The 21598-nt window shown below is 59.9% G+C and carries 15 protein-coding genes; 9 read left to right on the top strand and 6 right to left on the bottom strand.

Translation table 11 applies throughout. The features are described 5' to 3' along the window. Positions 1-20 precede the first annotated feature (20 nt). The 9 genes from ACW9IN_RS10395 (at position 21) to ACW9IN_RS10355 (ending at position 13980) form a co-directional block, all read left to right on the top strand. Positions 21-1451 (top strand): sigma-54-dependent transcriptional regulator, encoded by a 1431-nt coding sequence (locus ACW9IN_RS10395; protein WP_457365781.1) that lies wholly within the window; start codon positions 21-23, stop codon positions 1449-1451. 697 nt (positions 1452-2148) lie between these two features. Further along, a complete protein-coding gene (locus ACW9IN_RS10390) occupies positions 2149-3552 on the top strand; it encodes a polynucleotide adenylyltransferase PcnB (protein WP_457365780.1) in 1404 nt (467 codons plus the stop codon). Positions 3553-3554: 2 nt separating this feature from the next. Continuing rightward, positions 3555-4040 carry a 2-amino-4-hydroxy-6-hydroxymethyldihydropteridine diphosphokinase gene (gene folK, locus ACW9IN_RS10385; RefSeq protein WP_457365779.1) on the top strand — a complete coding sequence of 162 codons (486 nt, stop codon included), beginning with the start codon at positions 3555-3557 and terminating at the stop codon, positions 4038-4040. A 249-nt stretch (positions 4041-4289) separates the two neighbouring features. After that, on the top strand, positions 4290-5090 hold the full coding sequence (panB, locus tag ACW9IN_RS10380) for a 3-methyl-2-oxobutanoate hydroxymethyltransferase (protein ID WP_457365778.1): 801 nt from the start codon (positions 4290-4292) through the stop codon (positions 5088-5090). Next, entirely contained in the window at positions 5087-5938 is an 852-nt protein-coding gene (panC, locus tag ACW9IN_RS10375; RefSeq protein WP_457365777.1) for a pantoate--beta-alanine ligase, read from the top strand. The genes panB and panC overlap by 4 nt, the downstream gene beginning before the upstream one ends. A gap of 212 nt (positions 5939-6150) precedes the next feature. After that, positions 6151-7815 carry a glucose-6-phosphate isomerase gene (gene pgi, locus ACW9IN_RS10370; RefSeq protein ID WP_457365776.1) on the top strand — a complete coding sequence of 555 codons (1665 nt, stop codon included), beginning with the start codon at positions 6151-6153 and terminating at the stop codon, positions 7813-7815. Between the two features lie 105 nt (positions 7816-7920). Further along, on the top strand, positions 7921-9858 hold the full coding sequence (acs, locus tag ACW9IN_RS10365) for an acetate--CoA ligase (protein ID WP_457365775.1): 1938 nt from the start codon (positions 7921-7923) through the stop codon (positions 9856-9858). Between the two features lie 87 nt (positions 9859-9945). After that, entirely contained in the window at positions 9946-10962 is a 1017-nt protein-coding gene (locus tag ACW9IN_RS10360) for a class I SAM-dependent rRNA methyltransferase (protein ID WP_457365774.1), read from the top strand. A gap of 87 nt (positions 10963-11049) precedes the next feature. After that, on the top strand, positions 11050-13980 hold the full coding sequence (locus ACW9IN_RS10355) for a DUF748 domain-containing protein (protein WP_457365773.1): 2931 nt from the start codon (positions 11050-11052) through the stop codon (positions 13978-13980). A 222-nt stretch (positions 13981-14202) separates the two neighbouring features. Here the strand turns inward: ACW9IN_RS10355 and ACW9IN_RS10350 are convergent, their stop codons facing one another. The 6 genes from ACW9IN_RS10350 to infB all read right to left on the bottom strand — a co-directional run bounded on the left by ACW9IN_RS10350 (position 14203) and on the right by infB (position 21584). Then, positions 14203-14550 (bottom strand): BON domain-containing protein, encoded by a 348-nt coding sequence (locus tag ACW9IN_RS10350; RefSeq protein WP_457345780.1) that lies wholly within the window; start codon positions 14548-14550, stop codon positions 14203-14205. 297 nt (positions 14551-14847) lie between these two features. Next, complete coding sequence (pnp, locus tag ACW9IN_RS10345; protein ID WP_457365772.1) at positions 14848-16953, bottom strand: polyribonucleotide nucleotidyltransferase; 2106 nt, start codon at positions 16951-16953, stop codon at positions 14848-14850. Between the two features lie 196 nt (positions 16954-17149). After that, on the bottom strand, positions 17150-17419 hold the full coding sequence (rpsO, locus tag ACW9IN_RS10340; protein ID WP_003177875.1) for a 30S ribosomal protein S15: 270 nt from the start codon (positions 17417-17419) through the stop codon (positions 17150-17152). Between the two features lie 160 nt (positions 17420-17579). Then, the gene (gene truB, locus ACW9IN_RS10335; RefSeq protein WP_457365771.1) at positions 17580-18497 is read right to left on the bottom strand and encodes a tRNA pseudouridine(55) synthase TruB; all 918 of its coding nucleotides are present in this window, start codon (positions 18495-18497) and stop codon (positions 17580-17582) included. Between the two features lie 3 nt (positions 18498-18500). Further along, positions 18501-18896, bottom strand: a complete 396-nt coding sequence (gene rbfA, locus ACW9IN_RS10330) for a 30S ribosome-binding factor RbfA (protein ID WP_457365770.1) — start codon at positions 18894-18896, stop codon at positions 18501-18503. Between the two features lie 159 nt (positions 18897-19055). Beyond that, the gene (gene infB, locus ACW9IN_RS10325; RefSeq protein WP_457365769.1) at positions 19056-21584 is read right to left on the bottom strand and encodes a translation initiation factor IF-2; all 2529 of its coding nucleotides are present in this window, start codon (positions 21582-21584) and stop codon (positions 19056-19058) included. Positions 21585-21598: the final 14 nt, after the last annotated feature.

Raw genomic sequence — 21598 nt, 5'->3', positions numbered from 1 at the left:
CCGTCGAGAGAATTGAATCAATGCCGCACATTTTGATCGTCGAAGACGAAACCATTATCCGCTCTGCCTTGCGTCGCCTGCTTGAACGTAATCAGTACCAGGTCAGCGAAGCCGGCTCGGTGCAGGAAGCCCAGGAGCGTTTCAGCATCCCTACGTTCGACCTGATTGTCAGTGACCTGCGCCTGCCGGGCGCGCCTGGTACCGAGTTGATCAAGCTTGGCCAAGGCACTCCGGTGCTGATCATGACCAGCTACGCCAGCCTGCGCTCAGCGGTGGACTCCATGAAGATGGGCGCGGTGGATTACATCGCCAAGCCGTTCGACCATGATGAAATGCTCCAGGCCGTGGCGCGCATCCTGCGTGACCGTCAGTCGGCCAGCAGCGCGCCCGCCGAGCAGCGTCCGGCAGGCAAAGCTGCCGACAAGCCGGGAGTCGACAACAGCAACGGCGAAATCGGCATCATCGGCTCCTGCCCTCCGATGCAGGACCTGTACGGTAAAATCCGCAAAGTCGCGCCAACCGACTCCAATGTGCTGATCCAGGGCGAATCCGGGACCGGCAAGGAACTGGTGGCCCGCGCCCTGCACAACCTGTCCAAACGCGCCAAGGCGCCGATGATTTCGGTGAACTGCGCAGCCATCCCCGAATCCTTGATCGAATCCGAGCTGTTCGGCCACGAGAAAGGCGCCTTTACCGGCGCGAGCGCCGGGCGAGCGGGCCTGGTGGAAGCCGCTGACGGCGGCACGCTGTTCCTCGATGAAATCGGCGAGTTGCCCCTCGAAGCCCAGGCACGCTTGCTGCGTGTGTTGCAGGAAGGTGAAATTCGTCGCGTGGGCTCGGTGCAATCGCAGAAAGTCGATGTGCGTCTGATCGCCGCCACCCACCGCGACCTGAAAAGCCTGGCCAAGGTCGGCCAGTTCCGTGAAGACCTGTATTACCGCCTGCACGTGATCGCGCTGAAGCTGCCGGCCCTGCGCGAGCGCGGTGCCGACGTCAACGAGATCGCCAACGCGTTCCTGCAACGTCAGAGCGCACGCATCAACCGCACTGACCTGAAGTTCGCGGCGGACGCCGAGCAGGCGATTCGGCATTACTCCTGGCCGGGTAACGTGCGGGAACTGGAGAACGCGGTCGAACGCGCGGTGATTCTGTCGGAAAGCGCGGAAATTTCCGCCGACCTGCTGGGTATCGACATCGAGCTGGGCGATCTGGAAGACGATGATTTCATCGGCCTGGCCCCGCAACAGGGCGGCGCCAGCAATACCAGCCACGAGCCGACGGAAGACCTGTCACTGGAAGACTACTTCCAGCATTTCGTCCTCGAACATCAAGACCATATGACCGAGACCGAACTGGCGCGCAAATTGGGTGTGAGCCGCAAGTGCCTGTGGGAACGGCGCCAGCGCCTGGGCATTCCACGGCGCAAGACCGGGGTCGCCAGCGAGAGCTGAGGCGCGCGCCCCCACAGGTAACACCCTCAGATGTGAAAAAACTGTTACCGCGGATTTTTCACGTAACAAAAGCCGGGGCTTACGGTAACGAAACCCCGGCTTTTTTTCGTCCGCCAAAAATCTGAATCCCCCTCAAACCCCCGGTTTTGTTGGCCGGTGCAAAAGTTGGCACGCACCCTGCTATATGCTTAGTACAAAAACAATAACAAGCTCTGTACAAGACAATAAAAATAAGACGAATCGACTCACGCACAATAAAAACAACACGGCGGAGGCGCAGCTAACTGATTCTTTTGGAGAGGCGTTGCATTTGGGGCTTGCCCCGCAACCAGGACGAGAACAACAAAAACTGCCCTAAGGCAGAGCCTGAACTGGTTGGATCGTAGATCAGCAACACAGCGACCAAAGCAATCCGTTTGCTCTTGACTCCCGATTGGGAGCGTCATGAAGGTGCAGCCTCATGACAAGGGCGATCAACAAAAACAAGAAGCCCGACACCATAATAAAAAAAGAGCACGCAACTACTTCTGGGGGAGCTTAGGCTCCCCTTGTAGTTTCCGGCGTTTGACGCGCAAAGGCTTATGGCGCAATGCCTGTAGCTTGTTCCTACACCATCCCCTGACTAAATGCTAGAATCCCCGCCCATCATGCGGTCATTCTTCGTTATGGCCGAACATTCCTTCAAACAGTGCATCCCATGCTGAAGAAGTTGTTCCAGTCATTCCGTTCTCCCTTGCGTCGTACGCAACACAAACGCAGCACGCCTGAAGTGCTCAACAGCAGCCAGCATTCGCTGCAACGGGCTCAATTCAGCCGTTATGCAGTGAACATCGTCGAACGTTTGCAGAACGCCGGCTACCAAGCTTATCTGGTGGGCGGGTGCGTGCGTGACATGCTGCTCAACATCACACCCAAGGACTTCGACGTTGCCACCAGCGCCACGCCCGAGCAGATACGCGCCGAGTTTCGCAACGCGCGCATTATCGGTCGCCGTTTCAAACTGGTGCATATCCACTTCGGTCGCGAAATCATCGAAGTCGCAACCTTCCGCGCCGGCCATCCGCAAAGCGATGAAGAGGAAGACACCAACCAGTCTTCCCGCAACGAAAGCGGACGCATCCTGCGTGACAACGTCTACGGCACCCTGGAAGAAGACGCGCAGCGCCGCGACTTCACCATCAACGCCCTGTATTACGACCCGGTCAGCGAACGCATTCTCGATTACGCCAACGGCGTACATGATATTCGCAACCACCTGATCCGCCTGATCGGCGACCCGACACAGCGCTACCAGGAAGACCCGGTGCGCATGCTGCGGGCGGTACGTTTTGCCGCCAAGCTGAATTTCGGCATCGAGAAACACACTGCGTCGCCGATTCGTGACCTGGCCCCCATGCTTCGGGAAATCCCTTCAGCGCGCCTGTTCGAAGAAGTACTCAAGCTGTTCCTTTCGGGCCATGCGGCTGACACCTTTGAAATGCTCGTCGACCTGCAACTGTTCGACCCGCTGTTTCCGGCCAGCGCCGAGGCCCTGGAACACAACCCGACTTATACCCATACCCTGATCAGCGAAGCACTGATCAACACCGACCTGCGCATCAAACAGAACAAACCGGTGACGCCGGCGTTCCTGTTTGCGGCCCTCTTGTGGCCAGCCCTGCCCAAACGCGTACTGCGTCTGCAAGACCGTGGCATGCCGCCGATTCCGGCCATGCAGGAAGCCGCGCATGAGCTGATTACCGAACAGTGCCAACGCATTGCCATTCCCAAGCGCTTCACACTGCCGATCCGTGAGATCTGGGACATGCAGGAACGCTTGCCGCGTCGCAGTGGTAAGCGTGCCGACCAGTTGCTGGACAACCCGCGATTCCGTGCCGGCTACGACTTTCTGCTGCTGCGTGAAAGCGCCGGCGAGCAGACCGACGGCCTGGGCGACTGGTGGACCGACTACCAGGACGCCAATGACAGCGGGCGCCGCGAAATGATTCGCGAATTGGGCAGCAAAGCTGATGTTGCAGGCGAAGGCCCGAAAAAACGCCGGCGCAGCAATACCAAGCGCAAACAAAGCGCCGTCGACGCCTCGGGCGCTGCGGGCGAATAAACGTGGAACGCATCTACATCGGCATGGGCAGCAACCTGGCTGCCCCGGATCAGCAACTGCGCAGCGCCGTCGAGGCACTGGCGTTGCTGCCCGGCACCACACTCGCCGGGGTGTCCGCCTTCTATCAAAGCGATTCGTTACTCCCGGGCCAACCGCGTTATACCAATGCAGTCGCCGCCGTGGACAGCAGCCTCGCCCCCCTGGAACTGCTCGATGCCCTGCAGGCCATCGAAAACGATCAGGGTCGGGAGCGCATGGAGCGCTGGGGCCCACGCACGCTGGACCTGGATATCCTGCTGTTCGGCGATCGCGCGATCAATGAACCGCGCCTCAAAGTGCCTCACTACCAAATGCACCTGCGCGCGTTCGTGCTGTACCCGCTGGCAGAGCTGGCACCGAGCACCTTGCAGCTACCCGACGGCCAGCAGCTCAGCGACCTGCTGGCTGCATGCCCATTCGTCGGCCTGGAACGCACCCCTTCAGTTTGACGCCCTCTCCTGCAGAAGCTGAACCGCATCAGTAACAGGGGTAACACCCCATGCGTAACAATGCGGTAACACATCCAATTGACTTCCCGTGTCCTCCTCACGACTATAGGCGTCCCGCTGCCGCCAACCCGGCGCTAAAGGGCGCAATCCAGGCCTTATAAGCACTGCTCTGAAGAAAGTGCGCCTGTATAAACGAAGACTCACGCGCGTTACTCGCTGGTTCCAAGCGCCTGAATGAGGACTCTTTTCATGCCAGACATTACCCTGACCACCCTGCAGAGCCTCAAGCTCAAGGGTGAAAAAATCACCATGCTGACCTGCTACGACGCCACCTTTGCCCATGCCAGTTGCCAGGCCGGGGTTGAAGTGTTGTTGGTGGGCGACTCCCTGGGCATGGTTCTTCAAGGGAATGACAGCACCCTGCCAGTAACCACCGATGATCTCGCCTATCACACTGCCAGCGTCAAACGCGGCAACGATGGCGCCTTCATTATTGCCGATTTGCCGTTCATGGGTTACGCCACCCCTGAACAGACGTTCCAGAATGCCGGCAAGCTGATGCAGGCCGGTGCCCATATGATCAAGGTGGAAGGCGCCGCGTGGCTCGCCGAGTCGATTCGCCTGCTGGCTGAGCGAGGCGTGCCCGTGTGCGCGCACATGGGGCTGACGCCGCAATCCGTGAATATCCTCGGCGGCTACAAGGTACAGGGTCGCAATGAGGCCCAGGCGCGCCAGATGCGCGCCGATGCCATTGCCCTGGAACAAGCCGGCGCGGCGATGATCCTGCTGGAGTGCGTGCCCAGCGAGCTGGCCGCCGAAATCACTCAAGCGGTCAAAGTGCCGGTGATCGGCATTGGCGCCGGTCCGGCTACCGATGGTCAGGTGCTGGTGCTGCATGACATGCTCGGCCTGTCGATCAGTGGCCGCGTGCCGAAGTTCGTGAAGAACTTCATGGCCGGCCAGGACAGCATTCACGCCGCACTCAGTGCCTATGTGGCCGAAGTCAAAGGCGTGACTTTCCCCGGCGCCGAACACGGATTCTCCGCATGAATACCGTCAAGACCGTACGCGAACTGCGCGCAGCCGTGGCTCACGCACGCAGTGCCGGCAAACGCATTGGCTTCGTGCCCACCATGGGCAACCTGCACAGCGGTCATGCCACGCTGGTGGCCAAAGCCGTGCAACAGGCAGACTTCGTGGTCGCGAGCATCTTCGTCAACCCGCTGCAGTTCGGCGCCGGCGAAGACCTGGACAAATACCCCCGCACCCTCGCCGCCGATCAGGAAAAGCTGCTGCAAGCCGGCTGCAACCTGCTGTTCGCACCGACCGTCGAAGAAATGTACCCCGGTGGCATGACGGGTCAGACCCGCGTCAGCGTGCCGCAATTGTCCGAAGGCCTGTGCGGCGCCAGCCGTCCCGGGCATTTCGAGGGCGTGGCCACCGTGGTCAGCAAGCTGTTCAACATGGTGCAGCCGGACATGGCCGTGTTTGGCCAGAAGGACTATCAGCAACTGGCCGTGATCCGCGCCATGGTCCATGACCTGAACATGCCGATCCAGATCATCGGCGAGCCCACCGTGCGCGCCGACGACGGTCTCGCGCTGTCGTCGCGCAACGGCTATCTCACCGAAGAGCAGCGCGCCATTGCTCCGGTGCTGTACCGCAGCCTCAGCCAGATAGTCACGGCCATCAAGGGCGGTGAGCGCGACTTCGCCAGGTTGCGCGCCGACCAGATCAAGCAGATCGAAGCGGCAGGCCTGCGAATGGACTATCTCGAAGTGCGCCAGGGCGTCCACCTGCGCCCCGCCACGCCCGACGATCGGGATATCGTGGTGCTGGTCGCCGCTTATCTGGGCAACACCCGCCTTATCGACAACCTGCACCTGACCCTCGACTGACTCCCTCCTGTTGCTCTCCTCGCGAGGCCGGTATAAAAAAGTACCGGCCTCAGCGCAGACAAAGCCAAGACATATCGACACGCTAGGTTTAATGTAATCGCCCTGCGCTCCTGGTTAGCGCTGTCTGGAATCGGCCGCTTGATGAAAGCAGGACGTTCCGGGCTTTGAAGTGTCCTAAAGGCAGTCCCCGTAATAAAAGGAAACCCGCAGCGATGGCGTACTACCGCACTCCTCATGACGTTACCGCTCTGCCCGCCTGGCAAGCGCTCAATCAACATCGCCAAGCCATGCAGGATTTCAGCATGCGCGACGCGTTCAATGCCGATCCTCAGCGTTTCTCCCAGTTCACCCTGAGCAGCTGCGGACTTTTCCTCGATTACTCGAAAAACCTGATCACCAGCGAAACCCGTGACCTGCTGGTGGGCCTGGCCAAGGAAGTCGGCCTCAAGGACGCGATCAACTCGCTGTACGCTGGCGAGCCGGTCAACTCCTCCGAAGGCCGCCCTGCCCTGCACACCGCCCTGCGTCGCCCGGTAGGTGACAAGCTGTCGGTCAACGGCGTGAACATCATGCCCGACGTGCACAAGGTGCTGAACCAGATCACCGACCTGGTCGGCCGCATCCACGACGGCCTGTGGCGTGGCTACACCGAAAAACCGATCACCGACGTAGTGAACATCGGCATCGGTGGCTCCTTCCTCGGCCCCGAGCTGGTGTCCGAAGCGCTGCTGTCCTATGCCCACAAAGGCGTGCGTTGCCACTACCTGGCGAACATCGACGGCAGCGAGTTCCACGAACTGACCATGAAGCTGCGCGCCGAGACCACGCTGTTCATCGTCTCGTCGAAATCCTTCAATACCCTGGAAACCCTGAAAAACGCCCAGGCCGCCCGCGCCTGGTACCTGGCCCAGGGCGGCTCGGAAGCCGAGCTGTATCGCCACTTCATCGCCGTTTCGAGCAACAACGCGGCGGCCGTGGCCTTCGGCATCCGCGAAGAGAACATCTTCCCGATGTGGGACTGGGTCGGCGGTCGTTATTCGCTGTGGTCGGCGATCGGTTTGCCTATCGCGCTGGCCATCGGCATGTCCAACTTCAAGGAACTGCTGTCCGGTGCCTACACCATGGACCAGCACTTCCAGAACGCCCCTTTCGAACAGAACATGCCGGTGCTGCTGGGCCTGCTGGGTGTTTGGTACGGCAACTTCTGGGGCGCGCAGAGCCACGCGATCCTGCCGTACGATCACTACCTGCGTAACATCACCAAGCATTTGCAGCAGTTGGACATGGAATCCAACGGCAAAAGCGTGCGCCAGGACGGTACCCCCGTGGCCACCGACACCGGCCCGGTCATCTGGGGTGGCGTGGGTTGCAACGGCCAGCATGCGTATCACCAGTTGCTGCACCAGGGCACCCAACTGATTCCGGCCGACTTCATCGTACCGATCGTCAGCTTCAACCCGGTATCCGACCACCACCAGTGGCTGTACGCCAACTGCCTGTCCCAGAGCCAGGCGCTGATGCTCGGCAAGACCCGCAGCGAAGCCGAAGCCGAGCTGCGCGACAAAGGTCTGGCGGAAGCCGAGGTACAGAAGCTGGCACCGCACAAGGTGATCCCGGGCAACCGCCCGAGCAACACCTTGGTGGTCGAGCGCATCAGCCCGCGTCGCCTGGGCGCACTGGTGGCCATGTATGAACACAAAGTGTTCGTGCAGAGCGTGATCTGGGGCATCAACGCCTTCGACCAATGGGGCGTGGAGTTGGGCAAGGAACTGGGCAAGGGCGTCTACAACCGCCTGACCGGCGCCGAGGAAACTTCAGCCGAAGATGCCTCGACCCAGGGCCTGATCAACTACTTCCGCGGTCGTCATCGCGGCTGATGCCGGTCCCTCAAGGCCAACGTGCGTTTGGACGTTGGCCTTGAACCCTCCCGCCACAGGGTGCATCTTTATCGCTTGTCGCAAAAACAAGAATAAGGATCGCTCATGTTCGATATCAGCACGTTCCCCACCGCCGATGCCGTCCGCCGGGCTGCGCAACTCAGTCAAGAGGACTACCAGCGCCTCTACCGCCAATCCATCGAACAGCCCGACACCTTCTGGGCCGAACAGGCCAAAGGCTTTCTCGACTGGATCAAACCCTGGCACACCGTTCAGCACTCGGATATCAAGACCGGCGCGGCACAATGGTTTGCGGGCGGGCAACTGAACGTCAGCTACAACTGCATCGACCGCCACCTGGCGCAACGCGCTGATCAACCGGCCTTCATCTGGGAGGGCGACGATCCGACAAAGTCTTCCAAAATCACTTACCGCCAACTGCATAAAAACGTCAGTCGCCTGGCCAATGTGTTGAAAAGCCGTGGCGTGAAGAAAGGCGACCGGGTGTGCATCTACATGCCGATGATCCCGGAGGCCGCCTACGCCATGCTGGCCTGCACACGAATCGGCGCCGTGCATTCGGTGGTGTTTGGGGGCTTCTCGCCGGATGCGCTGCGTGACCGCATCCTGGATGCCGACTGCCGCACGGTGATCACCGCCGATGAAGGCGTGCGCGGCGGTAAGCCGGTGGCGCTGAAGCAGAACGTCGACAAGGCCCTCGCCAGTTGCCCGAATGTCAGTACCGTGCTGGTGGTGGAGCGCACCGGCGCGAGCGTGAACTGGAGCGAAGGCCGTGACCTCAAGTACCAGCAAGCGCTGGACGCAGCCAGCGATGATTGCCCGCCCGAGCCGATGGACGCCGAGGATCCGCTGTTCATCCTCTATACCTCCGGCAGCACCGGCAAACCCAAGGGCGTACTGCACACCACTGGCGGTTACCTGCTGCAGGCGGCGATGACCTTCAAATACGTGCTCGACTACCGCGACGGCGAAGTGTTCTGGTGCACGGCCGACGTGGGCTGGGTCACCGGCCACAGCTATATCGTGTACGGCCCGCTGGCCAATGGCGCCACGTCACTGATGTTCGAAGGGGTCCCGAGCTATCCGGACAGCTCGCGTTTCTGGCAGGTGATCGACAAACACCAGGTGAACATCTTCTACACCGCCCCTACCGCCCTGCGGGCCCTGATGCGTGAAGGCCAGGCGCCGCTGGCAAACACCTCCCGCGCCAGCTTGCGTCTGCTGGGCAGCGTCGGTGAGCCAATCAACCCGGAAGCCTGGGATTGGTATTTCAACGCCGTGGGCGAGCAACGCTGCCCGATCGTGGACACCTGGTGGCAGACCGAAACCGGCGGCATCATGCTCAGCCCCCTGGTGAGCGCCCAGCGCATCAAGCCGGGCTGCGCGACCCAGCCGATGTTTGGCGTACAACCCGTGCTGCTGGATGAGCACGGCAAGGAATTCAGCGGCGCCGGCAGCGGCGTGCTGGCAATCAAGGCCAGCTGGCCGGGGCAGATTCGCAGTGTCTACGGCGACCCGCAGCGCATGATCGATACCTACTTCAAGCCCTACCCCGGCTACTACTTCACCGGTGACGGCGCGCGGCGCGATGAACACGGCGATTACTGGATCACCGGGCGTATCGACGATGTGATCAACGTGTCCGGCCATCGTATCGGTACCGCCGAGGTGGAGAGCGCGCTGGTGCTGCATGACCTGGTCGCCGAGGCCGCCGTGGTGGGCTATCCCCATGACGTCAAGGGACAAGGCATCTATGCCTTTGTAACGCCCATGAACGGTGTGGAACCCAGCGAAGAGCTGAAAAAACACCTGCTGGATCTGGTCAGCAAGGAAATCGGCAGCTTTGCCAAGCCGGAGCTGATCCAGTGGGCACCGGCCCTGCCGAAAACCCGCTCCGGCAAGATCATGCGGCGGATTCTGCGCAAGATCGCCTGCAATGAACTGGACAGCCTGGGCGACACCTCGACCCTGGCCGACCCCAGCGTGGTAGAGGGGCTTATCGACAAGCGCCTGAATCGATAAGACGCAGAGGGCGGCCGGCCTGATGTAGGCCGCCGCCCATAGCTGCTAAACTCCGCGCCCATCTTTATCCAGAGCAAAACACGCTCCATGTCCTCCTTGAATCAGGCGCTGCGCGCCGCCCTCGATCATCGCCAAGACCTGATCAACGAGTTGCACGCCCAGGGCACCGACTGTTATCGCCTGTTCCACGGCAGCCAGGAAGGGGCCGGCGGCCTGACCATCGACCGCTACGGCCCGCAATTGCTGGTGCAGAGCTTTCACCAGTCGTTGCAAACCGAAGATCTGCTGGACTTGCACCAGCAAGTCAGCCAGTACATGGGCCTGGAATTGCGGCTGGTGTACAACGACCGCTCCCGTGGCAACTCGCGGATCGACCGTGAGGACACGGTATACAAAGCTGAACCGTCTGCGCTGGAGGACCTGATCGGCCACGAGTGGGGTCTCAACTACCGCGTACGCGGGCGCCATGCCGGGCAGGACCCGTTGCTGTTCCTGGACCTGCGCAATACCCGGGGCTGGGTCAAGGACCACAGTGCCGGCAAAAGTGTGCTCAACCTGTTCGCCTACACCTGCGGCGTGGGCTTGAGCGCCGCCGCCGGCGGGGCCCGCGAGGTATGCAACCTGGACTTCGCCGAGGGTAACCTGGCGGTCGGGCGCGAGAACGGCGCTCTGAACCCGCAATTGCCCGAGATGCACTTTGTGCAATCCGATTACTTCCCGGCCATCCGCCAATTGGCCGGCTTGCCGATTACCCAGCGTCGCGGGCAAAAACTGCCGAGCTATCCACGCCTGGAGCAACGTCAATATGACCTGGTCCTGCTGGACCCGCCGGCCTGGGCCAAGAGTGCGTTCGGCACCGTCGACTTGCTGCGCGACTACCAGAGCCTGCTCAAGCCAGCCCTTCTGGCGACCGCAGACAACGGCGTGTTGATCTGCTGCAACAATCTGGCAAAGGTCGGCATGGACGATTGGCGCGACCAGGTGCTGCGCTGCGCGGAAAAAGCCGGCCGCCCGGTACGGGACTGGAGCATCATGACGCCGGGCGCGGATTTCCCCTCCCAAGATCATCAGCCCCCCCTGAAGACGCTGATACTGCAACTGTAGGATGTTTCCCAAAGGCCCGACTCTTCGGAACCGAAAAGCCGTGCCATACTCCAAGGCATTCTTGTTTGACATAGATGGCGCCGCCCCATGCCCAAAGGATTGATTCGCGCCGCTGGCGCCTTGCTGACCGCCCTTGCCTTGTACAGCCTGCTGGGCTTCCTGATTCTCCCTGGCATCGCCCTTCGCATTGCCAACCAACAACTGGCCAACTACGCCACGGTGCCGGCGCGCATCGAACGGATCGAACTCAACCCGTTCAGCCTGGAACTGACCCTGTGGGGCCTGAAAATCGGCGAGCCGGGCAAGGAACAACTGGGCTTTGAGCGCCTCTATGCCAACCTGCAACTCGATAGCCTGTGGACCCGTGCCCTGCACTTGGCAGATGTGCAACTGGACAAACCCAAGACCGAAGTGCTGTTCGACAAGTCCGGCCAGCTGAACCTGGCGCAACTGTTCAAACTCCCGCCCAGCGAGCCGACCCCGGCCGATCCCGACGCCAAACCCTTCCCGCTGCGCATCGATAGCATCAAGCTGGCCAGCGGTTATGTGCACTTTGAAGACTTGCGCCCCAGCGAGCCCATCGAATTCCTTTACGACAAACTCGACTTCGAGCTGAAGAACCTCAGCACCTTGCCCGAAGACAATGCCGATATGACCTTGGTCGCCGCCGGGCCGGAAGGCGGGCAAATCGACTGGAAAGGTAACTTCAGCCTAGTGCCGATCACCTCCGAAGGCACGCTGAAAGTCACCGATGGCAAGATGAAAGCCTGGTGGCCCTACGTGCGCGACGCCCTGCCACTGGTGCTTGAAGACGGTGTGCTCAACTTCAGTACGGCTTATAAATTCAGCCTGGCCAAAGAGACCGCGCTGAACCTCACCGACACCAGCGCCAGCATTGCTCCCTTCGCCATAAAGGCGCCGGATGGCCGCCCGTTGGTGCGCCTGGAGCGCCTGGACGTCAGCGAAACGACGATAGACCTGGCCAAGCAGCAAGTGGTGGTCGGAAAAATCCGTAGCAACAAGCTGGAAACCTGGGCCGCGCGTGAGGCGGATGGCCAGTTGGATTGGCAGAAACTGTTTGCCGGCCAACCAAGCAAGCCGGACCGGAAACCCGAACCCTCCACTGCGCCGGCCACCGCCGACTCTCCCAAGGCCGAACCCAAGGCCCCTGCCAAACCCTGGCAAGTACTGCTCAAGGACGTGCAACTGCGCAATTACCAGGTGCATCTGGCGGACCGACAGGCCAAGCCGGCGGTCGCACTGGAGTTGGGCCCGCTGAACGTCGACGTGCAGAACTTCGATAGCCTCAACCAGATCCCCTTCACCTTGAAAGTCGATAGCGGCCTGGGCAAGCAGGGCAAGATCCAGGCAACCGGCGAGGTCAATCTCAACCCGGTCAGTGCCAAGCTGAAAGTGGATACTCAGGACATCGACCTGCGGGTCGCTCAGTCCTATATCAGCCCGTTCATTCGCCTTGAACTGCGCAGCGGCATGCTGGGCAGCAACCTGGATGTGAACCTGAAAAGTACCGAGCCCCTGGCACTGCAAGTGACTGGCCGGGCCCAGGTGGACCAGTTGCACACCCTGGATACCCTCAAGACCCGTGACTTCGTCAAATGGCAGCGCCTGGTGGTCGAAGGCTTGAATTACCAGCACGGCGAGAGCCTGTCGATCGACAAGGTCAACCTGCTGCAACCCTATGCGCGCTTCATGATCAACGACGACCGCACCACCAACGTCGATGACTTGCTGATCCCGCAACCCGCCGACAGCGGTGCCAAGTCGGCGAGCAAATCGGCAAGCAAGGAAAAACCACTGGGCATCCGCATCGGCCAGATTGCGATCAACGACGGTTCGGCCAACTTTGCCGACTTCAGCCTCACGCCCAACTTTGCGACGGCGATTCAACAGCTCAACGGGCAGATCGGTACCATCGACAGCCGCCAGGCCAAACCGGCCAGCGTCGACATCAAGGGCAAGGTGGACCGTTATGCGCCGGTCACCATCAAGGGCAGCGTGAACCCGTTCGATCCGATGGCCGCGCTGGATATCGCCACCAGCTTCAAACGCGTCGAACTGACCACCCTGACGCCCTACTCCGGCAAGTTCGCGGGGTTCCGTATCCGCAAGGGCCGCCTCAACCTCGACCTGCACTATGTGATCACCAAGGGCCAGTTGAAGGCTGAAAACAAAGTAGTGGTCGAACAATTGCAGCTGGGCGAGAAAGTCGACAGTGCCGATGCCGTGGACTTGCCGATTCGCCTGGCGATAGCCCTGCTGAAGGACGTTGACGGCAAGATCTCCATCGAGCTGCCAGTGACCGGTGACCTGAACAACCCGCAATTCAGCGTGATGCCGATTGTGTGGCAAACCCTGCGCAACCTGGTGGTACGCGCGGCCGCCGCGCCCTTCAAATTCATTGGTGGGCTGATCAGTGGCGGTGGCGCGGAAGACCTGGGGAATGTGTCTTTCGCCGCCGGCTCCAGCGATTTGAGCAAGGATGCCGAAGGCGCCTTGAACAGCCTGGCCAAGGCATTGAAAGAACGTCCGGCCCTGCGCCTGGAAATTGAAGGCACCGCCGCCGCCAGCAGCGACGGTCCATTTCTGGCAGCACAACGCCTGGAGCGTGAATACCAGTACAACTACTACAAGATCCTGCAACGCCGTGGCGACAAAGTCCCGGCCCAGGCATCGCTGCTGGTCGTACCGGAGAAAGAGAAAGCGCCCTTGCTGGAAGGCATCTATCGTACTCGTCTGAAGCAGCAGCCGCCTGCCGAGTGGAAGGATCTGAGCAACGACGAACGCTCTGCGAAGCTGCGTGAGGGCGTGATCAAGTTCTGGAGCTCCAGTGACGTCCTGCTGCGCCAACTGGGCCAGGACCGCGCAAGCACGATCAAGGACTATCTGGTGGACAAAGGTCAGTTGGAAGATGACCGGGTGTACTTCATTGACGCGAACCTGGGTCAGGCCGAGAAGGATGGCCGGGTCGTCACACCGATGCATCTGGACGCCGAATAACAACACAAATCCAAATGTGGGAGCGGGCTTGCCCTCTCCCACATTGAATTCTGGCCACGATGACGATTTTATGCGCCCTGAAATAGAACAGGCCCCGACACAAGTGCCGGGGCCTGTAATGACCACATCCTTGTGGTCGGTCGCATGAACTCCAGAGGTGCATCGGGTGGATATCTAGCTCACCCTTAGCCGCCGCTATTCAGTTCAAACGAAAATGCTGCGTTACTCTGCTTTCAGACCATCGGCCGATACAGCTTTAACGCCTTTGATTTTCTTGGTGATGTTCACCGCGGTGGTTTTCTGTGCTTCGGTAATGGCTACGGTCGAAGACAGGGACACTACGCCTTTGTTGGTTTCGACTTTGATGTCGGTGCCAGGAATGCCTTTCTCGGTAACCAGGTCACTTTTCACTTTGGTGGTGATCCAGGTGTCGGAGGTCGCTTCCTTGGCCTTGGTCACTTCACCCGCGGCGACAACCATTGGAGCCTGTGAAGTCTGGGCGAACGCAACGTTAGCCATGGTCAGGGTCAGCGCGGTGGCAGTTGCAGCAGCGATAGCGAACTTCTTCATACGAGTAACTCCTGTTTTTTCGAAAGTCTGCAGCGTGACTACTTGATTGATGCTGCAGGGTTACTCTTAATGTTGCAGGCGCTGTGCCAAGTCTTACCGACCCATAAAACTGTTTTAAATCAACAAGTTAAAAATTTATGCATTTTTCAGAATCGTGCAACTTGCATGAAAGCCATCCTGCCTGCATGCAACTTGCAGTTTTTATCGCCGGGTAAACGGCTGATTTCGCTTCACTTTCCTGTCGCCAAAAAAAAGGATCCCGAAGGATCCTTTTTCTCAGCGTGAAGACGGGAGTGATTAAACGCCCGACGCCTTGGCTGCTGCTACGTCCTTGATGGACAGCTTGATACGACCGCGGTTGTCCACGTCCAGTACCAGCACTTCCACTTCCTGGCCTTCTTTCAGGATGTCGGTCACTTTCTCAACACGAGCATCGCTCAGCATGGAGATGTGAACCAGACCGTCCTTGCCCGGCAGGATGTTCACGAACGCGCCGAAGTCGACGATGCGCTCAACCTTGCCAACGTAGATCTTGCCGATCTCGGCTTCGGCAGTGATGCCCAGAACGCGCTGACGCGCGGCTTCTGCGGCTTCTTTGGTTTCGCCGAAGATCTTGATCGAGCCGTCGTCTTCGATGTCGATCGAAGCCTTGGTCTCTTCACAGATGGCACGGATGGTCGCGCCGCCTTTACCGATGACGTCACGGATCTTGTCGGTGTCGATCTTCATCGCGATCATGGTCGGAGCGTTGGCCGACAGTTCGGTACGCGATTGACCAATGATCTGGTTCATCTGGCCGAGGATGTTCAGGCGAGCTTCCAGGGCTTGGCCCAGGGCGATCTCCATGATTTCTTCGGTGATGCCTTTGATCTTGATGTCCATCTGCAGCGCGGTCACGCCTTTGGCGGTACCGGCTACCTTGAAGTCCATGTCGCCCAGGTGGTCTTCGTCACCCAGAATGTCGGTCAGAACAGCGAATTTCTCGCCTTCTTTCACCAGGCCCATGGCGATACCAGCCACCGGCGCCTTCATCGGTACACCAGCGTCCATCAGTGCCAGGGAAGCACCGCAGACCGAAGCCATGGAGCTGGAACCGTTGGACTCGGTGATTTCCGATACGACACGAATGGTGTAAGGGAACACATCAGCCGCCGGCAGCATGGCCTGAACCGAACGACGAGCCAGGCGGCCGTGACCGATTTCGCGACGACCCGCACCGCCCATACGACCACACTCGCCCACCGAGAACGGAGGGAAGTTGTAGTGCAGCATGAAGGGGTCTTTTTTCTCGCCTTCCAAGGTGTCCAGCAGTTGGGCGTCACGGGCAGTACCCAGGGTCGCAACGACCAGGGCCTGGGTTTCGCCACGGGTGAACAGTGCCGAACCGTGGGTTTTCGGCAGAACGCCGACTTCGATGTTCAGCGGGCGCACAGTGCGGGTGTCGCGACCGTCGATACGCGGCTTGCCGTTGACGATGTTTTCGCGAACGGTGCGGTATTCGATTTCACCGAATGCAGCTTTGACGTCACCGGCGGAAGGCTGGCCTTCTTCACCGGACAGCTTGGCTACAACCTGATCCTTCAGCTCGCCCAGGCGCGCGTAACGGTCGGCCTTGACGGTGATGGTGTAGGCCTCGGAGATGGCAGCGCCGAACTCGGAGCGGATAGCGCCCAGCAGTTCGGTGGCTTCAGCTTGTGGAGCCCAGGTCCAGGTTGGCTTGGCAGCTTCAGCGGCCAGCTCTTTGACAGCCTTGATGACCGACTGGAATTCGTCGTGGGCGAACAGTACAGCGCCCAGCATCTGGTCTTCGGTCAGCTCTTTGGCTTCCGATTCCACCATCAGTACGGCTTCTTCGGTACCGGCAACGACCATGTCCAGGCTGGAAGCGGCCAGTTGTTCGTAAGTCGGGTTCAGCAGGTAACCGGTGCTTTCATGGAACGCAACGCGGGCAGCGCCGATCGGGCCATCGAAAGGAATGCCGGAGATGGCCAGCGCAGCCGAGGTACCGATCATCGCAGCGATGTCCGGATCGGTCTTCTTGCTGGTGGAAACCACGGTGCAGACAACCTGCACTTCGTTCATGAAGCCTTCTGGGAACAGCGGACGGATCGGACGGTCGATCAGTCGGGAAGTCAGGGTTTCTTTCTCGGAAGGACGGCCTTCGCGCTTGAAGAAACCGCCAGGAATCTTACCGGCAGCGTAAGTCTTTTCCTGGTAGTGAACGGACAGTGGGAAGAAGCCTTTGCTTGGGTCAGCGGTCTTGGCGCCAACAACGGTCACCAGAACGGTGACGTCATCGTCAACGGTAACCAGCACTGCGCCAGAGGCTTGACGGGCAATACGGCCTGTCTCGAGGGTAACGGTCGACTGACCGAACTGGAATTTTTTGATAACCGGGTTCACGGTGTCCTACCTTCTTTGTGGCTCTTGGGGGAACTTGTCTTCTTGCGAAATTCTTGGGCAATGCCGGGAGTCGGCCCAACGCTCGTCCAGGGGTAAAACGTGTGTCCAGATAAAACTTGAGGCTGGGAGCCTACCATGCGCCAGCGGAAATCCCACTGACGCACGGCAGACAACCAACCTCTAGCGCAATCGCTTATTAGCGACGCAGACCCAGGCGACCGATCAGAGTCTGATAACGACCCAGATCCTTGCCTTTCAGGTAGTCCAGCAGCTTACGACGCTGGTTTACCATGCGGATCAGACCACGACGGGAGTGGTGATCTTTACCGTTGGCCTTGAAGTGACCTTGCAGCTTGTTGATGTTGTGGGTCAGCAGTGCAACTTGCACTTCTGGCGAACCAGTGTCACCAACAGCCTGCTGGTAGTCAGCAACGATTTGTGCTTTTTCTTGAACGTCGAGAGCCATGAGGCAATCCTTCTTTCAGGAGACCCCCCAAGGGGCGGTCTCAACAGGCCAGGGACAAATCCCTGTATCTAAAAATGAGGAAGTGACCGTGCCTGTTAACAGCCACCCTCGTCCCAGTTTGCGTAAAAGCTACTGCGCTTTTAGCACAAACTGGTTCCGGTCATTCTGACCGAATCAGTCGACGTGGCGCGATACGCCCGTCTTCGCTCACTTCACCGATCCCGATGAAGCGACCATTGTGATCCTGTACCCGCACCATGCCGAACTTCGGTGCATCCGGGGCACGTACCGGCTGGCCGTTGAGCCAGTAGAACGCGCTGTGCTCCGAGAAGTGCAGCAAGGGCCAATCCTGCAAACCGCTGTCCGATGGCATCAGGAAGCGATCGACTGCTTCATTGCCGCCTTCGGCATGTACCGCTTCCAACTCTTCCAGTGTGACCGTCTGGGCCAGGCTGAAAGGTCCGGCCTGGGTGCGTCGCAGTTCTGCAACGTACGCGCCGCAACCGAGCTTTTCACCAATATCTTCCACCAGGGTACGAATATAGGTGCCTTTGCTGCAGTCCACGGCCAAGCGGGCGGTGTCGCCTTCACAGGCGAGCAATTCCAAGCGCGCAATAGTAACAGAACGTGGTTCACGCTCCACTACTTCGCCCGCACGCGCCAACTTGTAAAGAGGCTGCCCATCCCGCTTGAGCGCCGAGTACATCGGCGGTATCTGGCTGATTTCTCCACGAAAACCGGGTAAGGCAGCCTCAATATCAACTCGACCAACGGTCACGTCACGCACCTGCAAAACCTCACCTTCGGCATCGGCCGTGGTGGTGGTCTTGCCCAGTTGCATCAGGGTTTCGTAACCCTTGTCGGAGTCGAGCAGGTATTGGGAGAACTTGGTGGCCTCGCCAAAGCACAACGGCAACACACCGGTGGCCAGAGGATCGAGACTGCCGGTGTGCCCGGCCTTCTCGGCGTTGAGCAGCCAGCGAACCTTTTGCAAGGCCGCGTTGGAGGTAAAGCCCAGCGGCTTGTCCAGCAGGATGATACCGCTGACGTTACGACGGATACGTTTGACCTGAGCCACCGCTTACTCCTTGGCGTCTTCAGGTGCTGGCGCATGCTGGCTGTCTTCAGCCACCGCGCGCTCGATCAACGCAGACAGGTGTGCGCCACGCGCAACGCTTTCGTCGTAGTGGAAATGCAACTGCGGAACGCTGCGCAGCTTCATCTCACGGGCCAGTTGCATGCGCAGGAAACCTGCTGCCGAGTTGAGCACTTTGATGGTCTGGGCGATGTCATCGCCGTTTTCCTGCCCCATCACGGTGATGAAGATCTTGGCGTGGCCCACATCGCGGCTGACGTCAACAGCGGTGATGGTGACAAGGCCGACGCGCGGGTCTTTGACTTCACGACGAATCAACTGTGCCAGCTCACGCTGCATCTGATCGCCGATACGCTGGGTACGGCTGTATTCTTTTGCCATGTCTTGTTACCTGTTACTGCCACACGGCGAAAGCCGTGGGGTCTGAAAGCGGCAAACGCCCGGCCTGACAAAAGCCAGACCGGGCGTTGCGTTTAGAGTCCGGACACCGCGCAGGGCATGTACATGCCCACACGCGCTGTGGCCCTTGAAGTCCGTGAGTCAGAGGCTGCGAGCAACCTGAACCTTCTCGAAGACTTCGATCTTGTCACCGACCTTGACGTCGTTGTAGCTCTTGACGCCGATACCGCACTCCATGCCGTTACGCACTTCGGACGCGTCATCCTTGAAGCGGCGCAGGGATTCCAGCTCGCCTTCGAAGATAACGATGTCTTCACGCAGTACGCGGATCGGACGGTTACGGTACACGGTACCTTCAGTCACCATGCAGCCGGCAATCGCACCGAACTTCGGCGAACGGAACACGTCACGTACTTCGGCGATACCCAGGATGTTCTCCCGGACGTCGCTGCCAAGCATGCCGGTGAGGGCTTTCTTGACGTCTTCGATGATGTCGTAGATGACGTTGTAGTAACGCATGTCCAGACCTTCCTGCTCGACGATCTTGCGAGCGCCGGCATCGGCACGCACGTTGAAGCCGAACAGTACAGCGTTGGAAGCCAATGCCAGGTTGGCGTCGGACTCGGTGATACCACCGACACCGCCACCGACCACGCGCACTTGCACTTCGTCGTTACCCAGGCCATTCAGGGCGCCTTGCAACGCCTCCAGAGAACCACGAACGTCAGACTTGAGGACGATATTAAGCGTCTTCTTCTCTTCCTGGCCCATGGACTCGAAGATGTTTTCCAGCTTGCCGGCGTGAGCACGGGCCAGCTTGACCTCACGGAACTTGCCTTGACGGAACAGAGCAACTTCACGGGCCTTCTTCTCGTCGGCCACCACACTCATCTCGTCGCCAGCGTCCGGCGTACCGTCCAGGCCGAGAATCTCGACCGGAATCGCAGGACCAGCTTCCTTGATAGGCTTGCCGTTCTCGTCGAGCATCGCACGTACACGGCCGTAGTTCGAACCGACCAGCACCATGTCGCCTTGGCGCAGGGTACCGTCTTGAACCAGAACGGTCGCAACCGGGCCACGGCCCTTGTCGAGACGGGATTCAACCACGACACCACGACCTGGGGCCGATGGGGTGGCGGTCAGTTCCAGCACTTCAGCCTGCAGCAAAACAGCTTCGAGCAGTTCGTCAACGCCGGTACCCATCTTCGCCGAGACTGGTACGAAAGGCGTGTCGCCACCCCAATCTTCCGATGTCACGCCGTGAACCGACAGTTCGCTGCGGATGCGATCGAGGTCGGCACCCGGCTTGTCGATCTTGTTCACTGCAACCACCAGAGGAACGCCAGCCGCCTGAGCGTGCTGGACAGCCTCGATGGTTTGCGGCATCACGCCGTCGTCCGCTGCAACCACTAGGATCACGATGTCGGTCGCCTTGGCACCACGGGCACGCATGGCGGTAAACGCAGCGTGACCCGGGGTATCGAGGAACGTCACCATGCCACGGTCGGTTTCAACGTGGTATGCGCCGATGTGCTGGGTGATACCACCGGCTTCGCCAGCAGCAACCTTGGCACGACGGATGTAGTCGAGCAGGGAGGTCTTACCGTGGTCAACGTGACCCATTACGGTCACAACCGGTGCACGGGAGACAGCCTCACCTTCAAACTTCAGGGACTCGGCCAAGGAATCTTCCAGGGCGGTGTCACTGACCAGGGTCACTTTGTGGCCCAACTCTTCAGCCACAAGCTGGGCAGTTTCCTGATCCAGTACCTGGTTGATGGTGGCCGGTGTACCCAGCTTGAACATGAACTTGATGATTTCAGCAGCCTTGACCGACATCTGCTGGGCGAGGTCGCCCACAGTGATGGTCTCGCCGATCTTCACTTCACGCACGACAGGGCCGGTCGGGCTCTGGAAACCGTGGGCGTTGCGCTTCTTCAGCTTGGCCTTGCCGCGACCACCACGACGGAAGCCATCGCTTTCTTCGTCGGTAGTACGTGGGGCAACGCGAGGAGCAGGTGCTTTCTCTTTGACCGAGGCACGATGCGGAGCGTTTTTGCGCTCGCCATCGCCACCACCGCCGCGACGGCTGTTATCGTCGGCACGTGGTTTGTCCGGACGACGCGGCTCGTCGCGCTTGCGGTCGGCAGCAGGTGCCGGAGCCGGGGCAACCGGAGCGGCTTCACGCACAGGCTCGACAGGCGCGGCAACGGCAGGAGCAGCAACTGCTTCGGTGACGGCAGGTTGCGCAGCAGCAGGCTGGCGACGCGCTTCTTCTTCGGCGCGACGCTTGGCTTCTTCTTCAGCCTTCTGACGGGCAGCATTTTCTACTGCGCGACGCTCATCCAGTTCGCGTTTGCGCTCGGCTTCGATTTCTTCCGGGCTGCGCTGTACGAAGACTTTCTTCTTGCGTACTTCAACGCTGATGCTCTTGCTACCAGCAACCCGCAGGGTGCTGGTGGTTTTGCGCTGCAATGTAATCTTGCGCGGTTCTTCCACTTTCGCCTTGTGGCTGCTCTTCAAGTGAGTCAGCAAAGACTGCTTCTCACTGTCGCTCACACCTTCATCGGCGGCGGTGTGCGGCAGACCTGCCTCACGCATCTGCTGCAACAGGCGCTCTACCGGTGTTTTGACCTCATCGGCCAGTTGTTTCACCGTGACTTGCGTCATGCACTTCTCTCCTC

This window comes from Pseudomonas sp. SDO5271_S396 (genome assembly GCF_054071795.1).
The sequence above is the reverse complement of the archived record's forward strand: the minus strand, read 5'-3'. Positions and strand labels throughout refer to the sequence as shown.